Raw genomic sequence first — 18,660 nt, 5'->3', positions numbered from 1 at the left:
TGACAGGAAACACGCAATGACCTTTCAGGTAGATAAAGCGGCGGACATTGCCCGGGTACTGACCGAGGCGCTGCCCTATTTGCAACGCTTCGCCGGCAAGACTGTGGTGATCAAGTACGGCGGTAACGCCATGGAGAGCGAGGAGCTGAAAAACGGCTTCGCGAGGGATGTGGTGTTGATGAAAGCGGTAGGGATCAATCCGGTGGTGGTCCACGGCGGCGGTCCCCAGATCGGCGAACTGCTGGCCAAGCTGGGTATCGAATCCCGCTTCGTGGACGGCATGCGGGTGACCGACAGCGCCACCATGGATGTGGTGCAGATGGTCTTGGGGGGGCTGGTCAACAAGGATATCGTGAGCCTGATCCACCGCAATGGCGGTCGCGCCATCGGCCTGACCGGTAAGGATGGTAACTTCATTACGGCCAATAAGCTCAAGGTGACCCGTGACGACCCGGAACTGAAAGCGCGGGAGATCATCGATATTGGCCACGTGGGTGAGGTGGATAAGGTGGATGCCAGTGTGCTCGATATGCTGCTGAAGGACCAGTTTATTCCGGTCATTGCCCCTATCGGAGTCGATAGCGAAGGTGCTTCCTACAACATCAACGCCGACCTGGTGGCGGGTAAGGTCGCCGAGGTGCTGAATGCCGAGAAACTGGTACTACTGACCAATATTTCCGGCCTGCAGGATAAGTCGGGGCAGTTGCTGACCGGCCTCACCACCGAGGATGTCGATGGCCTGATCGCCGACGGCACCATCTACGGCGGTATGCTGCCCAAGATCCGCTGTGCCCTGAGCGCGGTTAAAAACGGCGTCAACAGTGCCCACATTATCGATGGCCGGGTACCCCATGCCGTACTGCTGGAGATCTTCACCACCGAGGGCGTGGGCACCCTGATCACCGATGTGACAAGCGACGAGGAATGACAACCACCATGGATAACCGCAAGAGCTCCCGTAAAGAGCAGATACTGCAGGCATTGGCGTCTATGCTGGAATCGAGTCCGGGGGCGCGCATCACCACCTCGGGCCTGGCTAAGGAGGTGGGGGTGTCGGAAGCCGCCCTCTATCGCCACTTTCCCAGCAAGGCCAAGATGTTCGAGGGGCTGATCGCCTTTATCGAGGAGACCATCTTCAGTCGCATCAGCCTGATCGTGGCGGAGGAGGGTTCAGCGGTGGCCCGCTGTGAGAAGGTGCTGACCCTGCTGCTGGCGTTTACCGAGCGTAACCCGGGCATCACCCGTATTCTTACCGGAGATGCCCTGGCCGGGGAGACCGACCGCCTGCGTGCCCGGGTGGTGCAGTTTTACGATCGACTGGAGTCCCAGCTCAAGCAGATTATCCGTGAAGCGGAGGTGAGTGAGCGCCTGCGTACTCGCCTGCCGGTGGGGATGGCGTGCAACCTGTTGCTGGCGGCCGCCGAAGGGCGAATCAGCCAGTTTGTGCGCAGTGAGTTCAAGCGTCGCCCCACGGAGAACTGGAGCGACCAGTGGAGCCAGCTGGCGCAGGCGGTGTTTGTGATCGAGCAGGGCTAGGCGGTCGCTTCCGCGGCGACCTCAGTTGCCGCGGCGGAAGCGCAGCTCCTCACCGGACTCCATCAACACCGAGAACTGGTCCTCCTCGATGGAGATAACGGTGGCCTTGCGCTGCTCTTCGCTGGTGCTGGTATTGGTGGTGCCATCCGGGGCAGTGACCTGGCGCATATCGGTGGTGATCACCAGCACCCCCTTCTCAACCCCCCAGGACCCCAGGATCAGCTGTTTGCTGCGATCGATCTGGTTGCTGACCCAACTGAAGCTGCCTTTGGGGTTGATGATCCACTCATAACGGTTGCCGACCTTATCGCGGCTTTCCCAGATGCCTCCCAGCTGCTCGGGACGCAGGGCCTCCACCGCTTTGCGCTCCACCAGCTGGCCTTGCTCATCGATGATGCCCAGTAACCTTTTGAGACGCTGGGTATCGCGGTCGAAGCGCTCGGCCACAAACAGCTGGTTCTGGCGCCGGCGGTCGATCTCGACCAGCTGCGCCTCGATCTCTTCATCAATACCGGCGATATCCCGCAGAACCCGTTCGGGAACCGGCTGCCCGGCCCGCTCGCGGTCCGCAGCCAACTGCTCCTTCTCCTCGCGCTGGGTGCGCAGGCGGCTGATATTACCATTGGTGATCTTGATGCGATCCTCAATCTCCGCCAGGGCCCGATCGCGGGCGCGCTCGATATCGGCCACCGAGCTGTAGAGCTTGAGCAGGGCGGCGTCGCTGGATCGCTTCTGCGCCTCCTGTCCCTCGGCGGCGAGCTTGCGAATCTCCTCTTCGCGTTTTTCCAATAGCTGTTGCTCGGTCAGCGCCGGCGGAATCTCCTCCAGTACGCGTCCCTTGCTGTTGATGATGGAGTAGCCCTTGGCGGCGTATTCAGCGGGAATGGCTGGGGAGATAACGGTATTGCCTTCCGAGTTTTTATAGCGGAAGTAGCGAACCTCAGCCGCCATCACCGCCTGGGAGGTGTGGACCAGGGCAAGTGTGATCAGCAGTGATTTCCATCCCGGTGCGGCCATTTATGAGATCCTGTCAGTCGATACCGTAGCGTTCGCGGTAGCGCTCGATCGCGTCCGCGTATTGGGCCAGTGCCGGGTCGTCCTGGATATAACTGAGCACCTGGCCCAGGTTGACGATGCTGATCACGGGGATACCGTAATCGCGCTCCACCTCCTGAATGGCCGACAGCTCACCCTGCCCCCGCTCCTGTCGGTCGAGAGCAATCAGTACTGCCGCCGGGGTCGCCTCGTGGTCGGCGATGATCTGCATCACCTCGCGCACGGCGGTACCGGCGGTAATCACATCGTCCACAATCAGGATACGACCCTTGAGTTCAGCCCCCACCAGGGTGCCCCCTTCGCCGTGGTCCTTGGCCTCCTTGCGGTTGAAGCTATAGGGCAGGTCCTTGTCGTGCTGGTCGGCCAGCGCAACGGCAGTGGCGGCAGCCAGGGGAATGCCCTTGTAAGCGGGACCAAAGATCACATCGTATTCGACGCCGGACTGCTCCAGTGCGCTGGCGTAATAGCGGCCGAGACGGGCCAGTGCGGCGCCGCTGTTGAACAGGCCTGCATTAAAAAAGTAGGGGCTGACACGACCGGACTTAAGGGTGAATTCGCCGAACCGGAGCACCTGCTGCTCGATCGCGAAGCGAATGAAATCGCGCTGGTAATCCTGCATAAAAGCCTTTTAGCGGAACGATGAGTTACAAAAAAGTATATAGCTCAGGTATCATACACGCTCAGTTCTTCAGGGGCTATGTATGAGAGTTGTAAGTGCCAACCTAGACAGTATTAAGACCGCCGCCGAGCGGGGCTTTTTCGACTGGGTCGCTGGCCAGGATATCGACCTGCTCTGCCTGCAGAATGTACAGGCCTACGAGTATGAGCTCGATGGTGCCGAATACTGCCCCCCTGGCTATGAGCGCTACTTTTTCGAAGCCTGGGAACCCGGTGTGGGGGGCGTTGCTATCTTCTCTCGCCACCAGCCCAAAGCGGTGATTCGCGGGCTGGGGTTTGAGCTGGCGGACCAGAACGGCTGCTACATCCAGGTGGACTTCGACAAGGTAAGCATTGCCAGCCTGCTCGTGCCCGGGGTCGATGACGCCGGCAATGGCCAGAACATCAAATACAAGTTCCTCAACGAATACCTGACCTACCTGGGCAAGCAGAATCGCAAACGCCGGGAGTTCATCATCTGCGGCGGCTGGCAGATGGCCCACAACAAGCTGGATATCCACAACTGGCGCGAGGCCACGGAACAAGCGGGATTTTCCGCACCCGAGCGCGCCTGGCTCGACGAGGTGCTGGGGCCGATGGGCTTTGTAGACGCTTACCGTGAGGTGGACCGCGAAGGCGACAAATACAGCTGGTGGGCCACCGAGGCCGACCGTGAGGCGGGCGCCGGTGCGCGCATGGACTACCAGCTGGTCACCCCCGGCATGCGGCACACGGTGCTCAGCGCCGGCATCTACACCGGCCAGGCCTTTGGGCGCCACGCGCCGGTCATCGTCGACTACGACTGGGAACTGTCGATCTAGGGAGCCTGCGAACAAGGCTCTGCAGCTTCTGCAATAGCCTGAAACGGCCATCTTCGGTGTTGCATGCCCCCGCCCGGACCCTGGGTCCGGGCTCTGTGGTTAGCCCTACTCCGCCAGTGCCTGGCGCTGCAGCTCGAACAGCTCACCAATCCCCTTCTCCGCCAGTGCCAGCATGGCGTTCATCTGCTCGCGGCTGAACGCCTCCCCCTCGGCGGTGCCCTGCACCTCGATCAGGCCGCCGGTGGCGGTCATCACCACATTCATATCGGTCTCGGCGCGGGAATCCTCCGGGTAGTCGAGGTCCAGCACCGGCTGCCCCTCATAGATACCCACCGACACGGCGGCGACCATCTGCTTGAGGGGGTCGGTCTTGATCGCCTTGCTGCGCTGCAGGCTGCGCAGGGCATCCACCAGTGCCACGCAGGCGCCGGTGATGGAGGCGGTGCGGGTACCGCCGTCGGCCTGAATCACATCGCAGTCGAGGGTGATGGTGTATTCGCCCAGCAGCCTCAGGTCGATGGCGGCGCGCAGCGAACGGCCGATCAGGCGCTGGATCTCGAGGGTACGTCCTCCCTGCTTGCCACGGGTGGCCTCGCGGTCCATGCGGCTGCCGGTGGAGCGTGGCAGCATGCCGTATTCGGCGGTGATCCAGCCCTGCCCCTTGCCCTTGAGGAAGCGGGGCACGGAGTTCTCGACCGATGCGGTACAGATCACCTTGGTATCGCCAAACTCGATCAGCACCGACCCCTCGGCGTGTTTGGTGTAATGACGGGTGATACGAACCGGGCGCATCTGGTCGGGGGTACGATTACTGGGACGCATAGCGATGAATTCCTCCACGGGTGGGTAAAAGGGGGCTAGTATAGCCTCTGCGGTGCGCTTTGGCTGTGGCCGCGCGCATTTTCCCCCTCAACGGCCATGGGGTAGAATGGGTTTTTAGCTCACTACCCGACGCCGCGTACCCTCGGGGTACGCCCACTCGATGAAAAAGGGAACTCGAATGACAAGTAGCATGACGGCATTTGCTCGCCAGGAGGCACAGTTTGAATGGGGCTCGCTGGCCTGGGAGATTCGCTCGGTCAACCACCGTTACCTGGAGCCCAGCTTTCGCCTGCCGGAGGCGCTGCGGGAGCTGGAGTTTCCCCTGCGCGAGCAGCTGCGCAAGCGGCTGACCCGCGGCAAGGTGGAGTGCAGCCTGCGCTACCAGATCGCCGCCGGTGTGGCCGGTGAGCTGGTGGTCAACAGCGATATGTGTGACCAGCTGCAGAAGGCGCTCAAGCAGGTACAGGCCAGTTTCTACGATTGCGCCCTGCCCGACCCCCTGGCCCTGTTACAGTGGCCAGGTGTGCTGCAGCAGCAGGAGTTTGATATGAAGCAGGTGCACGGCGATGCCCTGGGCGTCTTCAACCAGGCCCTGGCGCAGCTGATAGAGGGGCGCGAGCGCGAGGGCGCCGAGCTGCGCGACTTTATCGAGCAGCGCCTCAAGGGGGTTGCCGATGAGGCCGAGCAGGTGCGCACCCTGATGCCCGAGATCCTCGAGCGCCAGCGCCAGCGCATGCAGCAGCGCATCGAAGAGGCCGGTGTCGAGCTCGACCCCGGTCGCTTGGAGCAGGAGATGGTGCTGATCACCCAGCGCTCCGACGTGGAGGAGGAGCTCGACCGTCTGCAGGTGCACATCACCGAGGTATCACGGGTGCTGAAAAGCGGCGGCGCCATCGGCCGCCGCCTCGACTTCCTGATGCAGGAGCTCAACCGCGAAGCCAACACCCTGGGCTCCAAATCGATCAACGCCGGCACCACCCAGATAGCAGTTAACCTCAAGGTGCTGATCGAGCAGATGCGCGAGCAGATTCAGAATATTGAATAGCGACCTGATCTGAACTCGCTCGTCCAGAATCACCCATACAAGCCCCTATAAAAAGGGGCTTTTTGTTTTATGGTGTTCTCAAGCTGACTCTGTTGTACTTATAACGGTGGTAACCAAATCGGTAACAGAATGGTAACTAAACTGGTAACCAAGGCACGGTAACCAAATTTTTACCCAGTGGTCAGGGAGGTGGTAGATGGGAAAGCTCACCGACAAGGCCATCACAGCGATCATCAAGTCCGGGGATGCCGGGCGCTTCGCAGATGGCGATGGTCTTTACCTATGCCTTCGCGCCGCAGGCAAGGCGTACTGGGCGCTCCGCTACACAGCCAACGGAAAACGCAGGATCTTCACCATCGGCAACTACGAACGCCTATCTCTGTCTAGCGCCCGTACCGAAGCAGGACGGTTAAGAGACAAAATTGCCAAAGATAGTACTGATCCAGTAGCAGAGCGCCATCGCGAAGAGCAGATGGCTATCCGTACCACTGATGAACTATTTGAGGACTGGTACAGCCAGCACTCTAAGCGGCTTAAACATCCCAGGATCCCCCGGCGAAAGTACGAACGCGACATCCAGCCGGTTATCGGGGGGCTCACAGTCGACGCCGTCACTCCAAGAGACGTTCGCATTGTTATTCAAAAGGTCACTGCCAGCAAGCGTCCGACCCTAGCAACGATGCATTGGCGTTGATGTGGCAGGACTTCGATCTCGATAAGGGGCTATGGCCACTATCGGAACACCGCACAAAGATGGGAACGTCCATATTGATCCCCTTATCTGCCGCAGCCATCTCTTGCTAGAAGAGTTAAAGGTAAGGGCGTGCGGTAGCAGCTATTTCTTCCCGCGCCGAAGGACAAGTAAGCGTTATCCACACATGAGCCCTGACACCCTAAATGCGGCGCTAAACAAACTTGCAGAGGCCAACGTGATTCAACACTTCACAGTACACGACCTTCGGTGCAGCTTCCGCTCCCTTCTTGCACGTATCGGTACCCCTCCTCACATCGCCGAGAGCTGGCTCAATCACAAATTGAAAGGAGTGGAAGGGATTTATGACCGGTATGACTATTTACAGGAGCGCCGCAAAGCTTTAAGCGAAGTGGCGAAAGTAGTTTCTCCGTTTATAAATATCGATACCTGATATGAAACTAAATATTCTTTGTATATAAAAAGAGGACTATCTGTGAAGCAAATAAATTCCACAAACAATTACCAAAATTGTTCAACATCAGTAATTATGATGTTCTCTTAAATCTTACGCTGCCAGAACTTCTCGAGTAGTTACAAAATAGGTCATTTTTAAAACGATATCGCGATCATAAAAACGAGGAAGATATTGAACAGGTATTTAGTGGCAAAGTTATTATTAAATATCAAGACAACCTCGAGGCAGACCGTAGGCTCAATGATGAAATTGGGCCAAGGCTTGGCTCAGGCAGATCAATATTCCCAAAAAACTTTTTTGACCTGCAAGCGGCTGATGACCATTCCCCCGAGTTAGTACCGCTGTCTCGATGAGATTTTATAGATTACGCCGCCTGATTGCTGTGCCGGAGGAGTCCATATACAAAGCGGAAGCTTCGAGTGCGGCAACTTATTGGCTGGTATCGCCCCGAAGAGAGCTCCTAGGAGGGATTTTTAAACCGCTGCTTTGTCTCCGGAAGAGTTATTAATGGAAAATTTCATAGCGACTCAGATGGCCTTAAAAATGATATTAATGTGACATCCTCTGACAAGCTTTGAATTCAGTTGATGCGGACAAAAAAAGGCAATAATTTTAAATATGCGATATTAGCTATCGTATATTGCCCCAAAAATCAAACTTCATCAAAAGACCAGCCAGAAAGATCAAGGCCAAATGTATCTTCAATTTTTTTAATATCTTCAATAAATAGCGGGCTGATTTTTTCTTTGCTTTCTTTTGATAAAGAATCGACATTTACAGCGGAGCATAAAAGCAGATCTGCGATCCTCATCGACCTTGGGTACTTGTTTTTGTAATAGCAATATGCGTTGTAATTTCTACTCGACCTTCTTATAAGCCTACCTATAGAGTTCCATTTTTTCCTTTCGGCGCTAGTGTTTAATGAAACATTATTGCCAACCTTAAAAGACTCATCTACGCCAATAAATCTAAAAATTCTAGAAAGTGCTTTATCTTTGTCACGCCTCAATTCTTCTGACGTCAAGACAAGTATTTTGGATGGTGAAAAGAAATCAAGATATTGCTCAAGTTGATAGCCATATAGGCTATACCTTACGTACATATTGTCAATATTACGCAATATGGTGTTTATTTTTCTTTGCTCTAAACCTGCACCAACTTGATGTATATAGTGAGATATTAGTCTTTTGTACGGATGCCTAATAACGTATATTAGCTTTGCATTTGGTATGGTTTTGGCTAGGTTTTTTGCCACATTATTGGTGTCGGGATGCTTTGTATACTCTGTAGAAACTTCTCCGAAAACTTGGCCTTTGTTTTTTTCTTTTGGAAAGAAGGATTCGTACCAATTTAGCCCTTTGTTCCAATTTTCTTTCTCATCAAAGAACTCTAGGTTTTTTATGTTTCTAGGTAGTATTATATCTGGATGATAGTTTAAATATCTCAGTAGCGATGTAGAGCCGCACTTCATCCCGCCAATAACAACAAAGTCAGGTAGCATATTATTTTCCAACCGTGTTTTTTAAAGATCCCCATGCTGGCGCCAGCATATGCAGATCATTTAAGACTATGTATTTTCAATGGCTCAAGGTATTTTGCAAATAGTCGCCCATGTAAACGCTGCCAGTCATAGCCGTGTATTTTTGCAAGAAATATTCCTAAATCATCCGTTCCTCGAATAGGCACTCTCTTTAATTCATACCTGTCTGTTGATGAGTTGTTAACGCCATAACGGGAACAAACCGAAGCATCATATCCACAAGATTCAACAATGCTTTTAATTTCTTCGTTATAATGGCCGCCCCTATAACAAAAAAACCTCACATCGGAATTTAATTTTTTTTCTATTGTCTTTTTTGACACTAACGCCTCATTCACTACTTCAGATCTGTTGATTTTTGTTAGTACTCTGTGGGTAACAGAATGCGACTCAATAGAAAAACCTTTCAGTTTCGCGCGATTTATTTGTTCCCAGGTCATAAAGTTTTTCTTGCCAGCTCTTTCAGTAATAATAAAATTTGTTGCCGTTAGGTCATATTTCTCAAGAACGGGCATGGCTTTTTCATAAAAGGACAAGTGACCATCATCAAATGTTATAACTACCGATTTATCAGGAAGAGCTTCATCTCTATAAAGATGATTAAATAGATGGCCCAGACTGATAGATTTAAATCCTCTTTTTTTTAGGCGCTTCATTTGCTCATCAAATTTTTCTGAGGATACAAAATAAGGCGAATCAGCTGGGTCTTCCGGATCGCCTATAAAATGATACATAAGTATGGGGCAGGTCATTCCAGAATCGCCTCTTGTTATATCCGTATGAGTTTATTTCTATCGTGAGTTAGACCAACAGATGCATTTCACCCACAAGAAAACATAGAACAGCCCAGTTTTTAAGGCTAGCACACGCCCAAGTAGGAGGATGAATATTTGATGATCGCCTCACCTCAACAAGTATATAGTTTGTACAGTGATGGTATTCCCCTGACACATGCCCCAGTGGGCATTCTATGTAAGCAGCTTTTTCAGCAGCATTCTTGCCCTCCGTTTTGGTGGGTCTTGGCAGTCCTTTTTTGAACACCGTATAGGACACTTGGCCCTTCATGTTGCGGCCCTGGTGGGGCCGCTTGGTGTTGTACAGTACCAGGTATTCTTCCAGATCCTTCTGCATCTCATCGACGGTCTCATACCATTTAGTTCGCCCTTGGATGCGGAAGTGCTCATCCAGCAGTGTACGATGCAGCCGTTCGATAAAGCCGTTGCTTTGTGGTCGGCGAACCCGAGTCGTCCGATGCTCGATCTCCTCCAGCTGGAGAAATAGCTCGTACGGGTGGTGGTCTTTCCGGCCGCAGAAATCCCGTCCGTTATCACTAAGGATGGTGGAGATCCGCGCCTTGTGAGACTTAAAGAACGGTAGTCATCGCTGTTGAAGACGTGTGCGGCCGTGACCGGTAGCTTGTTAGTGTACAGCCGCCCCAAAGCATAGCGGCTATAACAGTCGATTACCGACTGCAGGTATACCTTTCCGACGCCCTTTAGGGTACCCACGAAGAAGGTGTCCACCGCTATCAGATCCCCGGTGTGGTGGACCTCAATGTAGCGCTCTCTAAACTCGGGACTGAAGCGCTCCAGCAGCCGGATTTGGTCATCGCTCAGCTCAATCTTTTGCTCCCGAGTCGTGCGCTCCAGGCGCAGAAGGCGCTCGTGGCGGGTCAACAGATTATGGCGACTCCAAACACCACGGACGCCGCCAGAGCTGACTTGAACGCCCTCAAGGGCAAGCTCTTGAGAGACGCGCACCGGCTCGTTGGTGGGAAACTTCAAACTGTGGGCAAGGATGGCTTGTTCGACTTCACCGCAGACGCGCTTGGGGTGGGGGCCGCGGGGTCCAGGCAGCTTGTCGATCAGGCCGTCAGAGCCGAAGGTTTGATAGTTACGCCGGATCTCATAGAACTGTTGACGGGAATACCCCATCACCTTGCAGGCCTTGCTAACGTTCTGAAGATCTCTTGCCAGTTCTAGGAGACTGAGCTTGCGTTGTGCTACTTTCTCGTTAGTGGTCATAGTCGTTTCCTTGTGAAGTTACAGTCGAGCGTCAGACACTCGTCCTATAACCCTCTGGGGGCACTATGACCACTCTTGTTTCAGGGGCCGACTGTCAGGTAAATACCATCAACACACAGTCGGTCGCATCGTTGCTTGGTCTTCTATTGCCTTGCTTTACTCAAGCTATCGCTCTGATAGCATTAATGACGTTTACGGCTATTCCGGTAGCCATGTTCGAATACGGCGAACCTGCGAGTGACCTGGATATTCTCGAGTTGAGCGCTTCTTCTGCGGGTGCTGTGACGCTTTGTGTGGCGCTGCAGTGGAACGGTGCCAGCTAAACTGGCGCCGATTGGGTTAAAATAGGGCCAATTAGAAGTGGCGCCTTTATTGGCAATGAACAGTGAAATGCTGACTAAAGCTAACCTATTCGAGCTCGCCATTGTTGCTAGCAGAGGGCCGACTGGTAAACAAATCGGTAACCAAACGGCGTCGTGCTTTGCGATAAAAGACCTGCAGGCCACTAGATATAGTGGATAGATCCGAACAAAAAACATTCAGATCAAGAATATCGAATAACCCTTAGCCCTGACTCTGCTCCTCCGCCCAGCGGCAGAGCTGCTGGCGGCTGATCTTGAGGCCGCGTTTCAGTTCGGGGGGGATGGGGTAGAAGGCGCGGGGGCGCTGGTGGCTGGCCAGCTGCGGTTGTAGCCAGCGGGCCAGTTCGGCGCCGCCGTCGGCGGGGAAGGGCTCCACAAAGCAGACCGCGCGGGTGCCGTATTCGGCATCACTCACCGGCACCAGGTAGCACTCATCGATGGGTTCGCCCCCATCAACGCCTCCCTCGCAGCCTCCTGCGAAACTACGAATAATCGCCTCCAGGGGCTCCGGCTGCACGTTCTCGCCGCCGCTGACAAACTGGTTGTCGAGGCGCCCGATCACGCGCAGCGCCCCCGTGGTATCGAGCTGCCCGCGGTCGCGGGTGTGAAACCAGCCCTCCTTGTTGAGGGGGCGGTGCAGCTGCCCGCGCTGGTAATACCCCAGCCAGAGGCAGTCGCCGCGCACCAGTATCTCACCCTCGACGTTTCCACTCTCCTCCTCACCAGGCTCCAGCTGGCCCTCATCCCCCGCAATCGGTGCGATCCGCAGCTCGCGCCCGGGCAGAAGGTGGGCGATGCGGGAGTCGGGGTTGGCCGGGCCGGTCATCACCTGGGAGCTCATCTCGGTAAGGCCGTAACTGATATGGCACTGGATCGGCTGGCCAGCGAGCCAGTCGAGCAGGCTGCGGGGGAAGGCGCTGCCCCCCAGTAGCAGGTGGCGCAGGGAACCCGCTGCCAGCGAACGACCCTGGCGCTGCAGGCGCACCAGCTGGGTGGCCACCACCGACAGATGGGTGACCCGCGGATGCTGCAGGAACCCCTCCAGGTCGCGGCGCTCCCCCAGCACCAGGCTGGCACCGGCCAGCAGACAGCGGAACAGGATCGCCAGTCCGCCGATATGGTAGAGCGGCAGGGTCAGCCCCCAGCCATCCCCGGCACCGAGGGGGATAAGCTGACCGCTCCCCTTGGCGCTGGCCCGGTGGTTGGCAAGGCTGTGCAGCGCCAACTTGGGATGGCCGCTGCTGCCCGAGGTGAAGGTTCCGGTCAGCGCCGTCTGTGGGTCCAGCGGCGGCCATTCGGGGGTCGCCGCCAGCGGCGCATTGGTTGCGGTTAGGCTGAGGGGGGGCAAACCGAGCTGCTGACAGCCGGGGGGAAGCTTTATGTGCTCGCCCTCTTCGCCGCTGCCGGCACCGATTAGCCAGCGCGCGTCGGCGGTGGCCAGCTGGCGCTCGATCTGCGCCACCGGCAGCGCCGGGTTAAGGGGGATGCAGACGCACCCAAGGAGGCTGGTGGCCCACAGGCAGCGTATGATCGGCAGCGGATCGGGCTCGAGCAGCAGCAGGTGGTCGCCGCGGTGCACCCCCTGCGCGGCCAGATGGCGGGCCAGCGCGTCGGCATCCTGGTAGAGGGCGGCGAAGCTCAGTACCCGTTCCCCCTCGATCAGGGCGGGGCGATCGGCGTGACGCCGGGCCGCCTGCCACAGGGGATGGGTCAATTCGGCCATTGGGTGGCTCAGCTCTGCCATAGGCACTCCAGCTGCGCCCAGTCGAGGCAGGCATGATCCCCGGCCGCGGGCCGTAGCAGGTGGTGGCTGAAGGGGCCGAGGGTGTCGAGCCCCGGCCCCTGGTCGGGGGTCAGGCGCCGGGCCAGGGCCTGCAATTGCCCGATCCCCAGACTGGACTCGTAGCTGCTGGAGAGCAGGGTCGTGATGCCGCGACGCCGGCATTGGCGAATCAGGCGTTCAATCTGCCCGAGGGGGCCGGTGAGGCTGGGCTTGATCACCGCCACCTTGAAACACGGGTGGACCGGTAGTGGGCCGCGCCCATTGTGCAGGGACTCGCGCAGGGATTCGTCGAGGGCCAGATCGACCCCGCAGGTATCGGCCAGCTGGAGGCTTTGCCACAGTCGCGGACAGGGCTCTTCCAGGTAGTCGATACGCTCCCGCCCCAGCCAGTCGACCCAGCGCCGGGCATCGATCGGGCTCCAGCGCCGGTTGGCGTCGATGCGAAAACGCAGCCCCGGGCTGATGGACAGCAGCTCACCGACCATCGTCTGCTCCGCCTCAACCGGCCGGCGTCCCAGTTTGAGCTTGACCAGGCTCGGGCGGGGCTCGGGCCAGTGGTGCCAGCGCTCGACAATCTGCTCGGGGTCGCCGCTCAGCAGCGGATAGCCACTGGAGAGCGGATCGACAAGACGCAGGGGGACGCCCTGGCGGAGTTCGTCGAGGGCGCAGGAGAGGCCGAAGGCGGCGGAGGGGGGGCGGCAATGGACACCGAAGCCGGCCACCCAACGGGGCAGCTGCTGGAGCAGCTCGCGCTGCGCCTGCCACAGGGATTCGCGGCTGAAGCCCGGCAGCGGCGCTACCTCCCCCATTCCGCAGCGTTCACCCTGCTCAAGCCGGACCACCAGCCCCTCGCGGTGGCTGAGGCGGCGGCCGCCGCTGGACAGCGGCGGACTCAGGGGGATGCGGTAACGGTAGAGGGCGGCGCGGCGCAGCATGGCAGCCCTAGGGGGCGCGCTTGAACTTGTTGAAGTCGGGGCGGCGCTTCTCCATAAAAGCGTTACGACCCTCCTGCGCCTCCTCGGACATATAGAACAGCAGGGTGCTGTTACCCGCCAGCTCCTGCAGCCCGGCCTGTCCGTCGCAGTCGGCGTTGAGGGCCGCCTTCAGGCAGCGCAGCGCGGTGGGGGAGTTCTGCAGCATCTCGCGGCACCAGCGCACCGTCTCGCGCTCCAGCTCAGCCAAAGGTACCACGCAGTTGACCAGCCCCATTTCGAGTGCCTGGTCGGCATCGTACTGACGGCACAGGAACCAGATCTCGCGGGCCTTCTTCTGGCCCACGATGCGTGCCATATAGCTGGCGCCGTAGCCGCCGTCGAAGGAGCCCACCGCCGGACCGGTCTGGCCGAAGCGGGCGTTATCGGCGGCGATGGTCAGGTCGCACACCAGGTGGAGGACGTGACCGCCACCGATGGCGTAGCCGGCCACCATGGCCACCACCGGTTTGGGGCAGGTGCGAATCTGGCGTTGGAAATCGAGCACGTTGAGGTGCTCGGTACCGGCATCGTCCTGGTAACCGGTGCGGCCGCGGATCGACTGGTCACCGCCGGAGCAGAACGCCTGGCCACCGGCGCCGGTGAGGATCACACAGCCGATGCCGGCATCGTAGCGGGCATCAGCCAGCGCGCGCTCCATCTCCTGCACGGTGAGGGGGCGGAAGGCGTTGTGCACCTGCGGGCGGTTGATGGTGATGCGGGCGATTCCCTCCCCCTTGTGGTAGAGGATATCCTCGTAGCCGGCGCTGTGGTCATGCCAGTCGATCGGGGCCATCAATTCCGTTTCGCTCATTCCGTATTTCATAGGGTCCTCATTGGAAGTGGGTTAGGGTGTCGGGGGTGGTGAGCCGGCGCAGCTGGGCGGCGGTCTCCTCCCCATCACAGGAGATCTCGATCAGGGTCGGGGTGGTGCGCGCCAGGGCGGCCCGGTACTCCTGCTCGAAGGGAGTAAGGCGGTCGACCCGCCGGTAGGCCACCGCAAACTGGGCGCAGGCCTGCTCAAACTGCATCCGGTGGGGACAGCGGAAGTGGCGCTCGCGCAGCGCGCTGTCCTCGATCGGCAGGGTATTAAAGATAGCGCCGCCATCGTTGTTGAGCACCACCACCACCAGCGCCAGCTCGCCGCGCAACAGCGCCAGGGAGTTGAGGTCGTAAAGCAGAGAGGTATCGCCGATCAGCAATGTGGTGCCACCGGGGTGGGCGCAGGCGGCACCGGCCGCGGTGGCAAGCAGTCCATCGATACCGCTGGCACCACGATTGGCCAGCACCTTAAGGTCGGCAGGCAGCGGCCCCGAGAGCTGGTCGAGCAGGCGGATGCTGAGGCTGTTACCGGCGAACAGCTGGTGGGCGTCGGGCAGCAGCCGGCAAAGTCGGTGGGCCAGTGACGGTTCGCTGAGCGGAGCATCCGGGAGGGTGCTGTGGAAGTGCTGTGCAAGGCCCTCGGCGATGCGGGTATCGAGGTCCGCCAGGGTCGCCCGCAGGCCGTTGGCGGGTGCATTGGGCGGGGGCAGCGCCTGGCACCAGGGCAGCGCGGTGCTGGCAAAGAAACGGTGTTGGTTGCGCCCGGGAGCGCGGGGGCTGTCGCCCGGGTGGACCAGCCAGAACTGCTCCCAGGGGTGGCTGTCGAGCCACTGCTGCAGCCGCTTGGAAACCAGGCGATCACCGAACATCAGCAGCTGGCGCAGCGGCGCCAGGGTCGACTGGGCTTGGTGTTGGCACAACAACAGGTCGCTGTGCTTCAAACTGTCGGGCTCGCTGCGCAGCTGGGATTGGATATCACCGAGCAGGGGCCAGCCCAGCGCGCGAGCCAGGTGGGCGACGGCCTGTGCCTGCTGGTTATCGTCAAGACGGCCCGCCACGACCACGCCGGGGGCGGTACAGAAGCTCTCCCACTCGGCGCGGGTGGGTAGCGGTGTTGTTGACTGCCCGACCGGGGCGGGCCAGGGCGTCGGCTCGCTGAGCCAGCCCCCCAGCGGCGTCAGCGCCGCGGAAAAGTCGAGCGCGGCGCCGCTTGGGTAGAGGGGTTCATCGAACATGCAGTTGATCTGGACCACCCCGCCGAACGCGTGCTGCGCCGCCAGTGCTGGTGCCAGCTGATGCAGCAGAGAGGCGGGGGAGAATCCGGCATCGGGGGGCGGCAGGTAGATGCTGTGGGTCGGGTAGCCGGCAAAGATGTCGATCTGGTTGATCGCCTGGTTGGCGCCACAGTCATGCAGCCGCGGGGGGCGGTCGGCGGTCAGCAGGATCAGGGGCACGGCGCTCTGGGCCGCCTCGATCACCGCCGGATAGAGGTTGGCCACGGCGCTGCCGGAGGTGGTGAGGAGTGCCACCGGCCGCTGCTGAGCCTTGCTGAGGCCGAGGGCAAGAAAACCCAGCCCCCGCTCGTCAAAATGGTGGTGCAGGCGCAGGTGGGGGTGGGCGTCGGCGGCAAACACCAGCGGTGCCGAGCGTGATCCCGGCGCCAGGCAAAGGTCGGTGACGCCGTGGCGGACCAGCTCCTCGAGAATCAGTGCCGCCTGCAGCTCGTTAGGAGAGCGATGTACGACGGGAAACATGTTCCTCCCCCGGCACAAACAGCGACAGCGGCAGGGCGATCTTCTGGTCCAGCTCCTGCCACTCGGCCAGGGGGTCCGACAGGGCGACGATGCCGGCCCCGGCGAACAACTGCAGTTCGTTACCCTGCAGGCGGGCACTGCGGATGGTCACCGCCAGCTCAGCCGCCGCGGGCGCCAGGTAACCACAGTAGCCGGCGTACCATCCGCGCACCAGGGACTCGTTGTGGCAGAGGAAGCGGCTGGCCGCCTCCCCCGGCAGCCCCCCTACGGCCGCGGTCGGGTGCAGGGTGTGGGCGATCAGGGTATCGGCGGGCATGGGGTTGGCGTAGCCCTGCAGCAGTTGGTGCAGGTGCTGGATGCCGCGCTGCTGCAGCACCGAGGTCTCGCAGCGCTGGCTGCAGCTGAGGCCGATGGACGCCAGCTTGTGCTGAATATCCTCGATCACCAGCTGGTGTTCATGGCGGTTTTTACTGTCGGCCAGCAGCTCCAGGGAGGCGTCGCGGGCTTCGGCGCTCTGGCTCGGCCGCGGAGCGGTGCCCGCCAGCGCTTCGGTCAGCAGCTGATCCCCGCTGCGCTGCATCAGGCGTTCGGGGGAGAGGCTGATAAAGCCGTCCCCGGGGGCGGGCTCGAACACAAAACGGTAGCAGTTGAGAGCCTGCTGGCTCCAGCTCCGGTAAAGCGACCAGAGGGAGGGGGCCGCTTCAAAGCGGAGGCTGCTTTGGCGTGCCAGTACCACCTTCTGCAGCTCGCCATCGGCGATTGCACGCTGAACCGCACCCACCTGTTGGCACCATTGGGGCTGCTGAGGCTGGTGACGGACAGGGGCGACCACGGGGGGTAGGCCAGCGTCGGGCTCCGGGCTGATTCGGTGCAGGGTGGCCAGGCTTCGCTGCAGCTGCTCGACAGAGGTTTCGGGGCCAAGGCTGATGCGCAGGGTCCAGCCGGCGGGGCTGTGCTCGAGCTCGATCTCCGGGATGTAGCTGAGGTGGGCGGGGTAGCCGTTCCAGCTCTGGTTGGCGTCGAAGCCTGCCACACACCAGATCCGGCGGGCATGGGTGGGGTGTTCCTGGGGGGCCTTGAAACGGCTGGCGAGACCCAGGGCGGCAACGGTGAGCTGGCCATCGCGAGATTGCCAGAGCATACGGGGAAAGCGGTCGCTGGCCTGCAGCCAGGGAACCAGCGCCTCAGTGGCAAGCCCTCCCAGGGGTTCCTCCAGTTGCAGAAGTGGCATTCCCTGCCGGCTCTCCTGCAACAGCCTCTGCTGCAGTCGGGCACTGGCCCGGAGCAGCTCGTCGCTAAAGTGTTGGTGGTCAAATTGGTTGTTAATGGTGCGCGTCCTTGTGGCAACGGGCCGAGCGGTCGCTCGATGCCGCTATTGTAGCGGCATCCCTTAGGTTGAATCCAACCCCCATAAGGGGTGATTTAGAGGAGATTTTGTGCGCTGGGTCGGGCTCCTGACGTTGACCTGTACCTTCATAGAGTCGCGCAGGCGTTGTCAGTTCCCCGATCAGGGGCGGTTCGTGGTAAATTAGGCGGTCACACCCGAGGTGGCCCGTTTATCGCTGCCGCACGGGGCGATTGATCACAGCTATGGACAACGTATGAGCCGGGGAACCCTCTTTATTGTTGCGGCACCATCAGGTGCGGGTAAAACCAGTTTGGTGAAAGCGCTGGTGGACAGTTGTCCGCAGATTCTGGTGTCGGTCTCCCACACCACCCGTGCGGCCAGGCCGGGAGAGCGTGAGGGGGTCGACTACCATTTTGTGACGGCGGACCAGTTTCAGTCGATGGCTGACCGGGGTGCCTTCCTCGAGCACGCCGAGGTGTTCGGCAATCGCTACGGTACCTCCCAGCAGTGGGTTGAGGAGCGGTTGCAGGCGGGGGAAGATGTGATCCTCGAGATCGACTGGCAGGGGGGTGCCCAGGTGCGCCGTTTGATGCCGGATGCAGTCTCCGTTTTTATCCTTCCCCCCTCGCGGGAAACCCTTGAGCAGCGATTGCAGGGGCGGGGCCAGGATGATGCCAGCGTGATCGCCGGACGCATGGCGGAAGCGGTCAGTGAGATGACTCACTATGTGGAGTTTGACTACCTGGTGGTCAACGACTGTTTCGAGACCGCACTGGGTGACTTGCGATCAATTATCATCGCCCGGCGACTGCGCCTGCAGGTGCAGCGCGAAAAACATCAGCAATTACTAACCCAGCTCTTGTCTTGATCCGGGGCTGCTCGTAAAATGTGCAGCCTTTTTTTGCTGGCCCCCGGGCTGGCTGATATGATGATGCCTAACCCTATTTTGT

The 18,660-nt window shown here is 59.2% G+C and carries 18 protein-coding genes and 1 pseudogene; 8 read left to right on the top strand and 11 right to left on the bottom strand.

The genetic code is table 11. The features are described from left to right. Positions 1-16 precede the first annotated feature (16 nt). Both argB and slmA read left to right on the top strand, forming a co-directional pair. Entirely contained in the window at positions 17-928 is a 912-nt protein-coding gene (argB, locus tag D0544_RS11750) for an acetylglutamate kinase (RefSeq protein ID WP_125016370.1), read from the top strand. Positions 929-936: 8 nt separating this feature from the next. Beyond that, positions 937-1,536: a nucleoid occlusion factor SlmA gene (slmA, locus tag D0544_RS11745; protein WP_125018250.1), complete on the top strand. Its 600-nt coding sequence runs from the start codon at positions 937-939 to the stop codon at positions 1,534-1,536. Positions 1,537-1,557: 21 nt separating this feature from the next. On the opposite strand, the gene D0544_RS11740 is transcribed toward slmA, so the two are convergent. Together D0544_RS11740 and pyrE are read right to left on the bottom strand one after the other, a co-directional pair. Beyond that, complete coding sequence (locus D0544_RS11740; RefSeq protein ID WP_125016368.1) at positions 1,558-2,553, bottom strand: hypothetical protein; 996 nt, start codon at positions 2,551-2,553, stop codon at positions 1,558-1,560. Between the two features lie 13 nt (positions 2,554-2,566). Beyond that, complete coding sequence (pyrE, locus tag D0544_RS11735) at positions 2,567-3,211, bottom strand: orotate phosphoribosyltransferase (protein ID WP_125016366.1); 645 nt, start codon at positions 3,209-3,211, stop codon at positions 2,567-2,569. 82 nt (positions 3,212-3,293) lie between these two features. Between pyrE and D0544_RS11730 the strand changes: the two genes are divergently transcribed. Then, complete coding sequence (locus tag D0544_RS11730; protein ID WP_125016364.1) at positions 3,294-4,070, top strand: exodeoxyribonuclease III; 777 nt, start codon at positions 3,294-3,296, stop codon at positions 4,068-4,070. Positions 4,071-4,175: 105 nt separating this feature from the next. Here the strand turns inward: D0544_RS11730 and rph are convergent, their stop codons facing one another. Continuing rightward, positions 4,176-4,892 (bottom strand): ribonuclease PH, encoded by a 717-nt coding sequence (gene rph / locus D0544_RS11725; protein ID WP_125016362.1) that lies wholly within the window; start codon positions 4,890-4,892, stop codon positions 4,176-4,178. 178 nt (positions 4,893-5,070) lie between these two features. Between rph and D0544_RS11720 the strand changes: the two genes are divergently transcribed. The 3 genes from D0544_RS11720 (at position 5,071) to D0544_RS17340 (ending at position 7,082) form a co-directional block, all read left to right on the top strand. Further along, positions 5,071-5,937, top strand: coding sequence for a YicC/YloC family endoribonuclease (locus D0544_RS11720; protein WP_125016360.1), 867 nt, complete (start codon positions 5,071-5,073; stop codon positions 5,935-5,937). 196 nt (positions 5,938-6,133) lie between these two features. After that, positions 6,134-6,631 carry an integrase arm-type DNA-binding domain-containing protein gene (locus D0544_RS17345; protein ID WP_164880915.1) on the top strand — a complete coding sequence of 166 codons (498 nt, stop codon included), beginning with the start codon at positions 6,134-6,136 and terminating at the stop codon, positions 6,629-6,631. 31 nt (positions 6,632-6,662) lie between these two features. Beyond that, entirely contained in the window at positions 6,663-7,082 is a 420-nt protein-coding gene (locus D0544_RS17340) for a tyrosine-type recombinase/integrase (RefSeq protein ID WP_243647328.1), read from the top strand. A 676-nt stretch (positions 7,083-7,758) separates the two neighbouring features. Here the strand turns inward: D0544_RS17340 and D0544_RS11710 are convergent. From D0544_RS11710 to D0544_RS11700, 3 genes and pseudogenes are all read right to left on the bottom strand, one after another. Continuing rightward, the gene (locus D0544_RS11710; protein WP_125016358.1) at positions 7,759-8,607 is read right to left on the bottom strand and encodes a sulfotransferase family protein; all 849 of its coding nucleotides are present in this window, start codon (positions 8,605-8,607) and stop codon (positions 7,759-7,761) included. A 56-nt stretch (positions 8,608-8,663) separates the two neighbouring features. Next, positions 8,664-9,398: a polysaccharide deacetylase family protein gene (locus tag D0544_RS11705; protein WP_125016356.1), complete on the bottom strand. Its 735-nt coding sequence runs from the start codon at positions 9,396-9,398 to the stop codon at positions 8,664-8,666. 250 nt (positions 9,399-9,648) lie between these two features. Beyond that, positions 9,649-10,670: pseudogene (locus D0544_RS11700) on the bottom strand (IS481 family transposase); the annotation flags it as partial. Between the two features lie 65 nt (positions 10,671-10,735). Between D0544_RS11700 and D0544_RS11695 the strand changes: the two are divergent. Next, positions 10,736-10,993: a hypothetical protein gene (locus tag D0544_RS11695; protein ID WP_125016354.1), complete on the top strand. Its 258-nt coding sequence runs from the start codon at positions 10,736-10,738 to the stop codon at positions 10,991-10,993. Positions 10,994-11,234: 241 nt separating this feature from the next. Here the strand turns inward: D0544_RS11695 and D0544_RS11690 are convergent, their stop codons facing one another. The 5 genes from D0544_RS11690 to D0544_RS11670 are packed head-to-tail and all read right to left on the bottom strand — an operon-like array spanning position 11,235 to position 17,593. Then, positions 11,235-12,776 carry an AMP-binding protein gene (locus D0544_RS11690; protein ID WP_125016352.1) on the bottom strand — a complete coding sequence of 514 codons (1,542 nt, stop codon included), beginning with the start codon at positions 12,774-12,776 and terminating at the stop codon, positions 11,235-11,237. Further along, positions 12,764-13,750 carry an o-succinylbenzoate synthase gene (menC, locus tag D0544_RS11685; RefSeq protein ID WP_125016350.1) on the bottom strand — a complete coding sequence of 329 codons (987 nt, stop codon included), beginning with the start codon at positions 13,748-13,750 and terminating at the stop codon, positions 12,764-12,766. The genes D0544_RS11690 and menC overlap by 13 nt, the downstream gene beginning before the upstream one ends. A gap of 7 nt (positions 13,751-13,757) precedes the next feature. Beyond that, entirely contained in the window at positions 13,758-14,612 is an 855-nt protein-coding gene (gene menB / locus D0544_RS11680) for a 1,4-dihydroxy-2-naphthoyl-CoA synthase (protein ID WP_125016348.1), read from the bottom strand. A gap of 7 nt (positions 14,613-14,619) precedes the next feature. Next, complete coding sequence (gene menD / locus D0544_RS11675; RefSeq protein WP_125016346.1) at positions 14,620-16,362, bottom strand: 2-succinyl-5-enolpyruvyl-6-hydroxy-3-cyclohexene-1-carboxylic-acid synthase; 1,743 nt, start codon at positions 16,360-16,362, stop codon at positions 14,620-14,622. Beyond that, complete coding sequence (locus D0544_RS11670; RefSeq protein ID WP_125016344.1) at positions 16,334-17,593, bottom strand: isochorismate synthase; 1,260 nt, start codon at positions 17,591-17,593, stop codon at positions 16,334-16,336. The genes menD and D0544_RS11670 overlap by 29 nt, the downstream gene beginning before the upstream one ends. Positions 17,594-17,963: 370 nt before the next feature. Between D0544_RS11670 and gmk the strand changes: the two genes are divergently transcribed. Further along, complete coding sequence (gene gmk, locus D0544_RS11665; protein ID WP_125016343.1) at positions 17,964-18,578, top strand: guanylate kinase; 615 nt, start codon at positions 17,964-17,966, stop codon at positions 18,576-18,578. Positions 18,579-18,660: the final 82 nt, after the last annotated feature.

It is taken from the genome of Aestuariirhabdus litorea (genome assembly GCF_003864255.1).
GTDB lineage: Bacteria > Pseudomonadota > Gammaproteobacteria > Pseudomonadales > Aestuariirhabdaceae > Aestuariirhabdus > Aestuariirhabdus litorea.
This window is presented reverse-complemented; position numbering and strand designations above follow the sequence as displayed.

Bases quoted from the DNA above. Each gene is read 5' to 3' on its own strand.
- argB (WP_125016370.1), top strand. From the start codon at position 17: ATGACCTTTCAGGTAGATAAAGCGGCGGACATTGCCCGGGTACTGACC.
- slmA (WP_125018250.1), top strand. From the start codon at position 937: ATGGATAACCGCAAGAGCTCCCGTAAAGAGCAGATACTGCAGGCATTG.
- D0544_RS11740 (WP_125016368.1), bottom strand. From the start codon at position 2,553: ATGGCCGCACCGGGATGGAAATCACTGCTGATCACACTTGCCCTGGTC.
- pyrE (WP_125016366.1), bottom strand. From the start codon at position 3,211: ATGCAGGATTACCAGCGCGATTTCATTCGCTTCGCGATCGAGCAGCAG.
- D0544_RS11730 (WP_125016364.1), top strand. From the start codon at position 3,294: ATGAGAGTTGTAAGTGCCAACCTAGACAGTATTAAGACCGCCGCCGAG.
- rph (WP_125016362.1), bottom strand. From the start codon at position 4,892: ATGCGTCCCAGTAATCGTACCCCCGACCAGATGCGCCCGGTTCGTATC.
- D0544_RS11720 (WP_125016360.1), top strand. From the start codon at position 5,071: ATGACAAGTAGCATGACGGCATTTGCTCGCCAGGAGGCACAGTTTGAA.
- D0544_RS17345 (WP_164880915.1), top strand. From the start codon at position 6,134: ATGGGAAAGCTCACCGACAAGGCCATCACAGCGATCATCAAGTCCGGG.
- D0544_RS17340 (WP_243647328.1), top strand. From the start codon at position 6,663: ATGGCCACTATCGGAACACCGCACAAAGATGGGAACGTCCATATTGAT.
- D0544_RS11710 (WP_125016358.1), bottom strand. From the start codon at position 8,607: ATGCTACCTGACTTTGTTGTTATTGGCGGGATGAAGTGCGGCTCTACA.
- D0544_RS11705 (WP_125016356.1), bottom strand. From the start codon at position 9,398: ATGACCTGCCCCATACTTATGTATCATTTTATAGGCGATCCGGAAGAC.
- D0544_RS11695 (WP_125016354.1), top strand. From the start codon at position 10,736: ATGACCACTCTTGTTTCAGGGGCCGACTGTCAGGTAAATACCATCAAC.
- D0544_RS11690 (WP_125016352.1), bottom strand. From the start codon at position 12,776: ATGGCAGAGCTGAGCCACCCAATGGCCGAATTGACCCATCCCCTGTGG.
- menC (WP_125016350.1), bottom strand. From the start codon at position 13,750: ATGCTGCGCCGCGCCGCCCTCTACCGTTACCGCATCCCCCTGAGTCCG.
- menB (WP_125016348.1), bottom strand. From the start codon at position 14,612: ATGAAATACGGAATGAGCGAAACGGAATTGATGGCCCCGATCGACTGG.
- menD (WP_125016346.1), bottom strand. From the start codon at position 16,362: ATGTTTCCCGTCGTACATCGCTCTCCTAACGAGCTGCAGGCGGCACTG.
- D0544_RS11670 (WP_125016344.1), bottom strand. From the start codon at position 17,593: ATGCCACTTCTGCAACTGGAGGAACCCCTGGGAGGGCTTGCCACTGAG.
- gmk (WP_125016343.1), top strand. From the start codon at position 17,964: ATGAGCCGGGGAACCCTCTTTATTGTTGCGGCACCATCAGGTGCGGGT.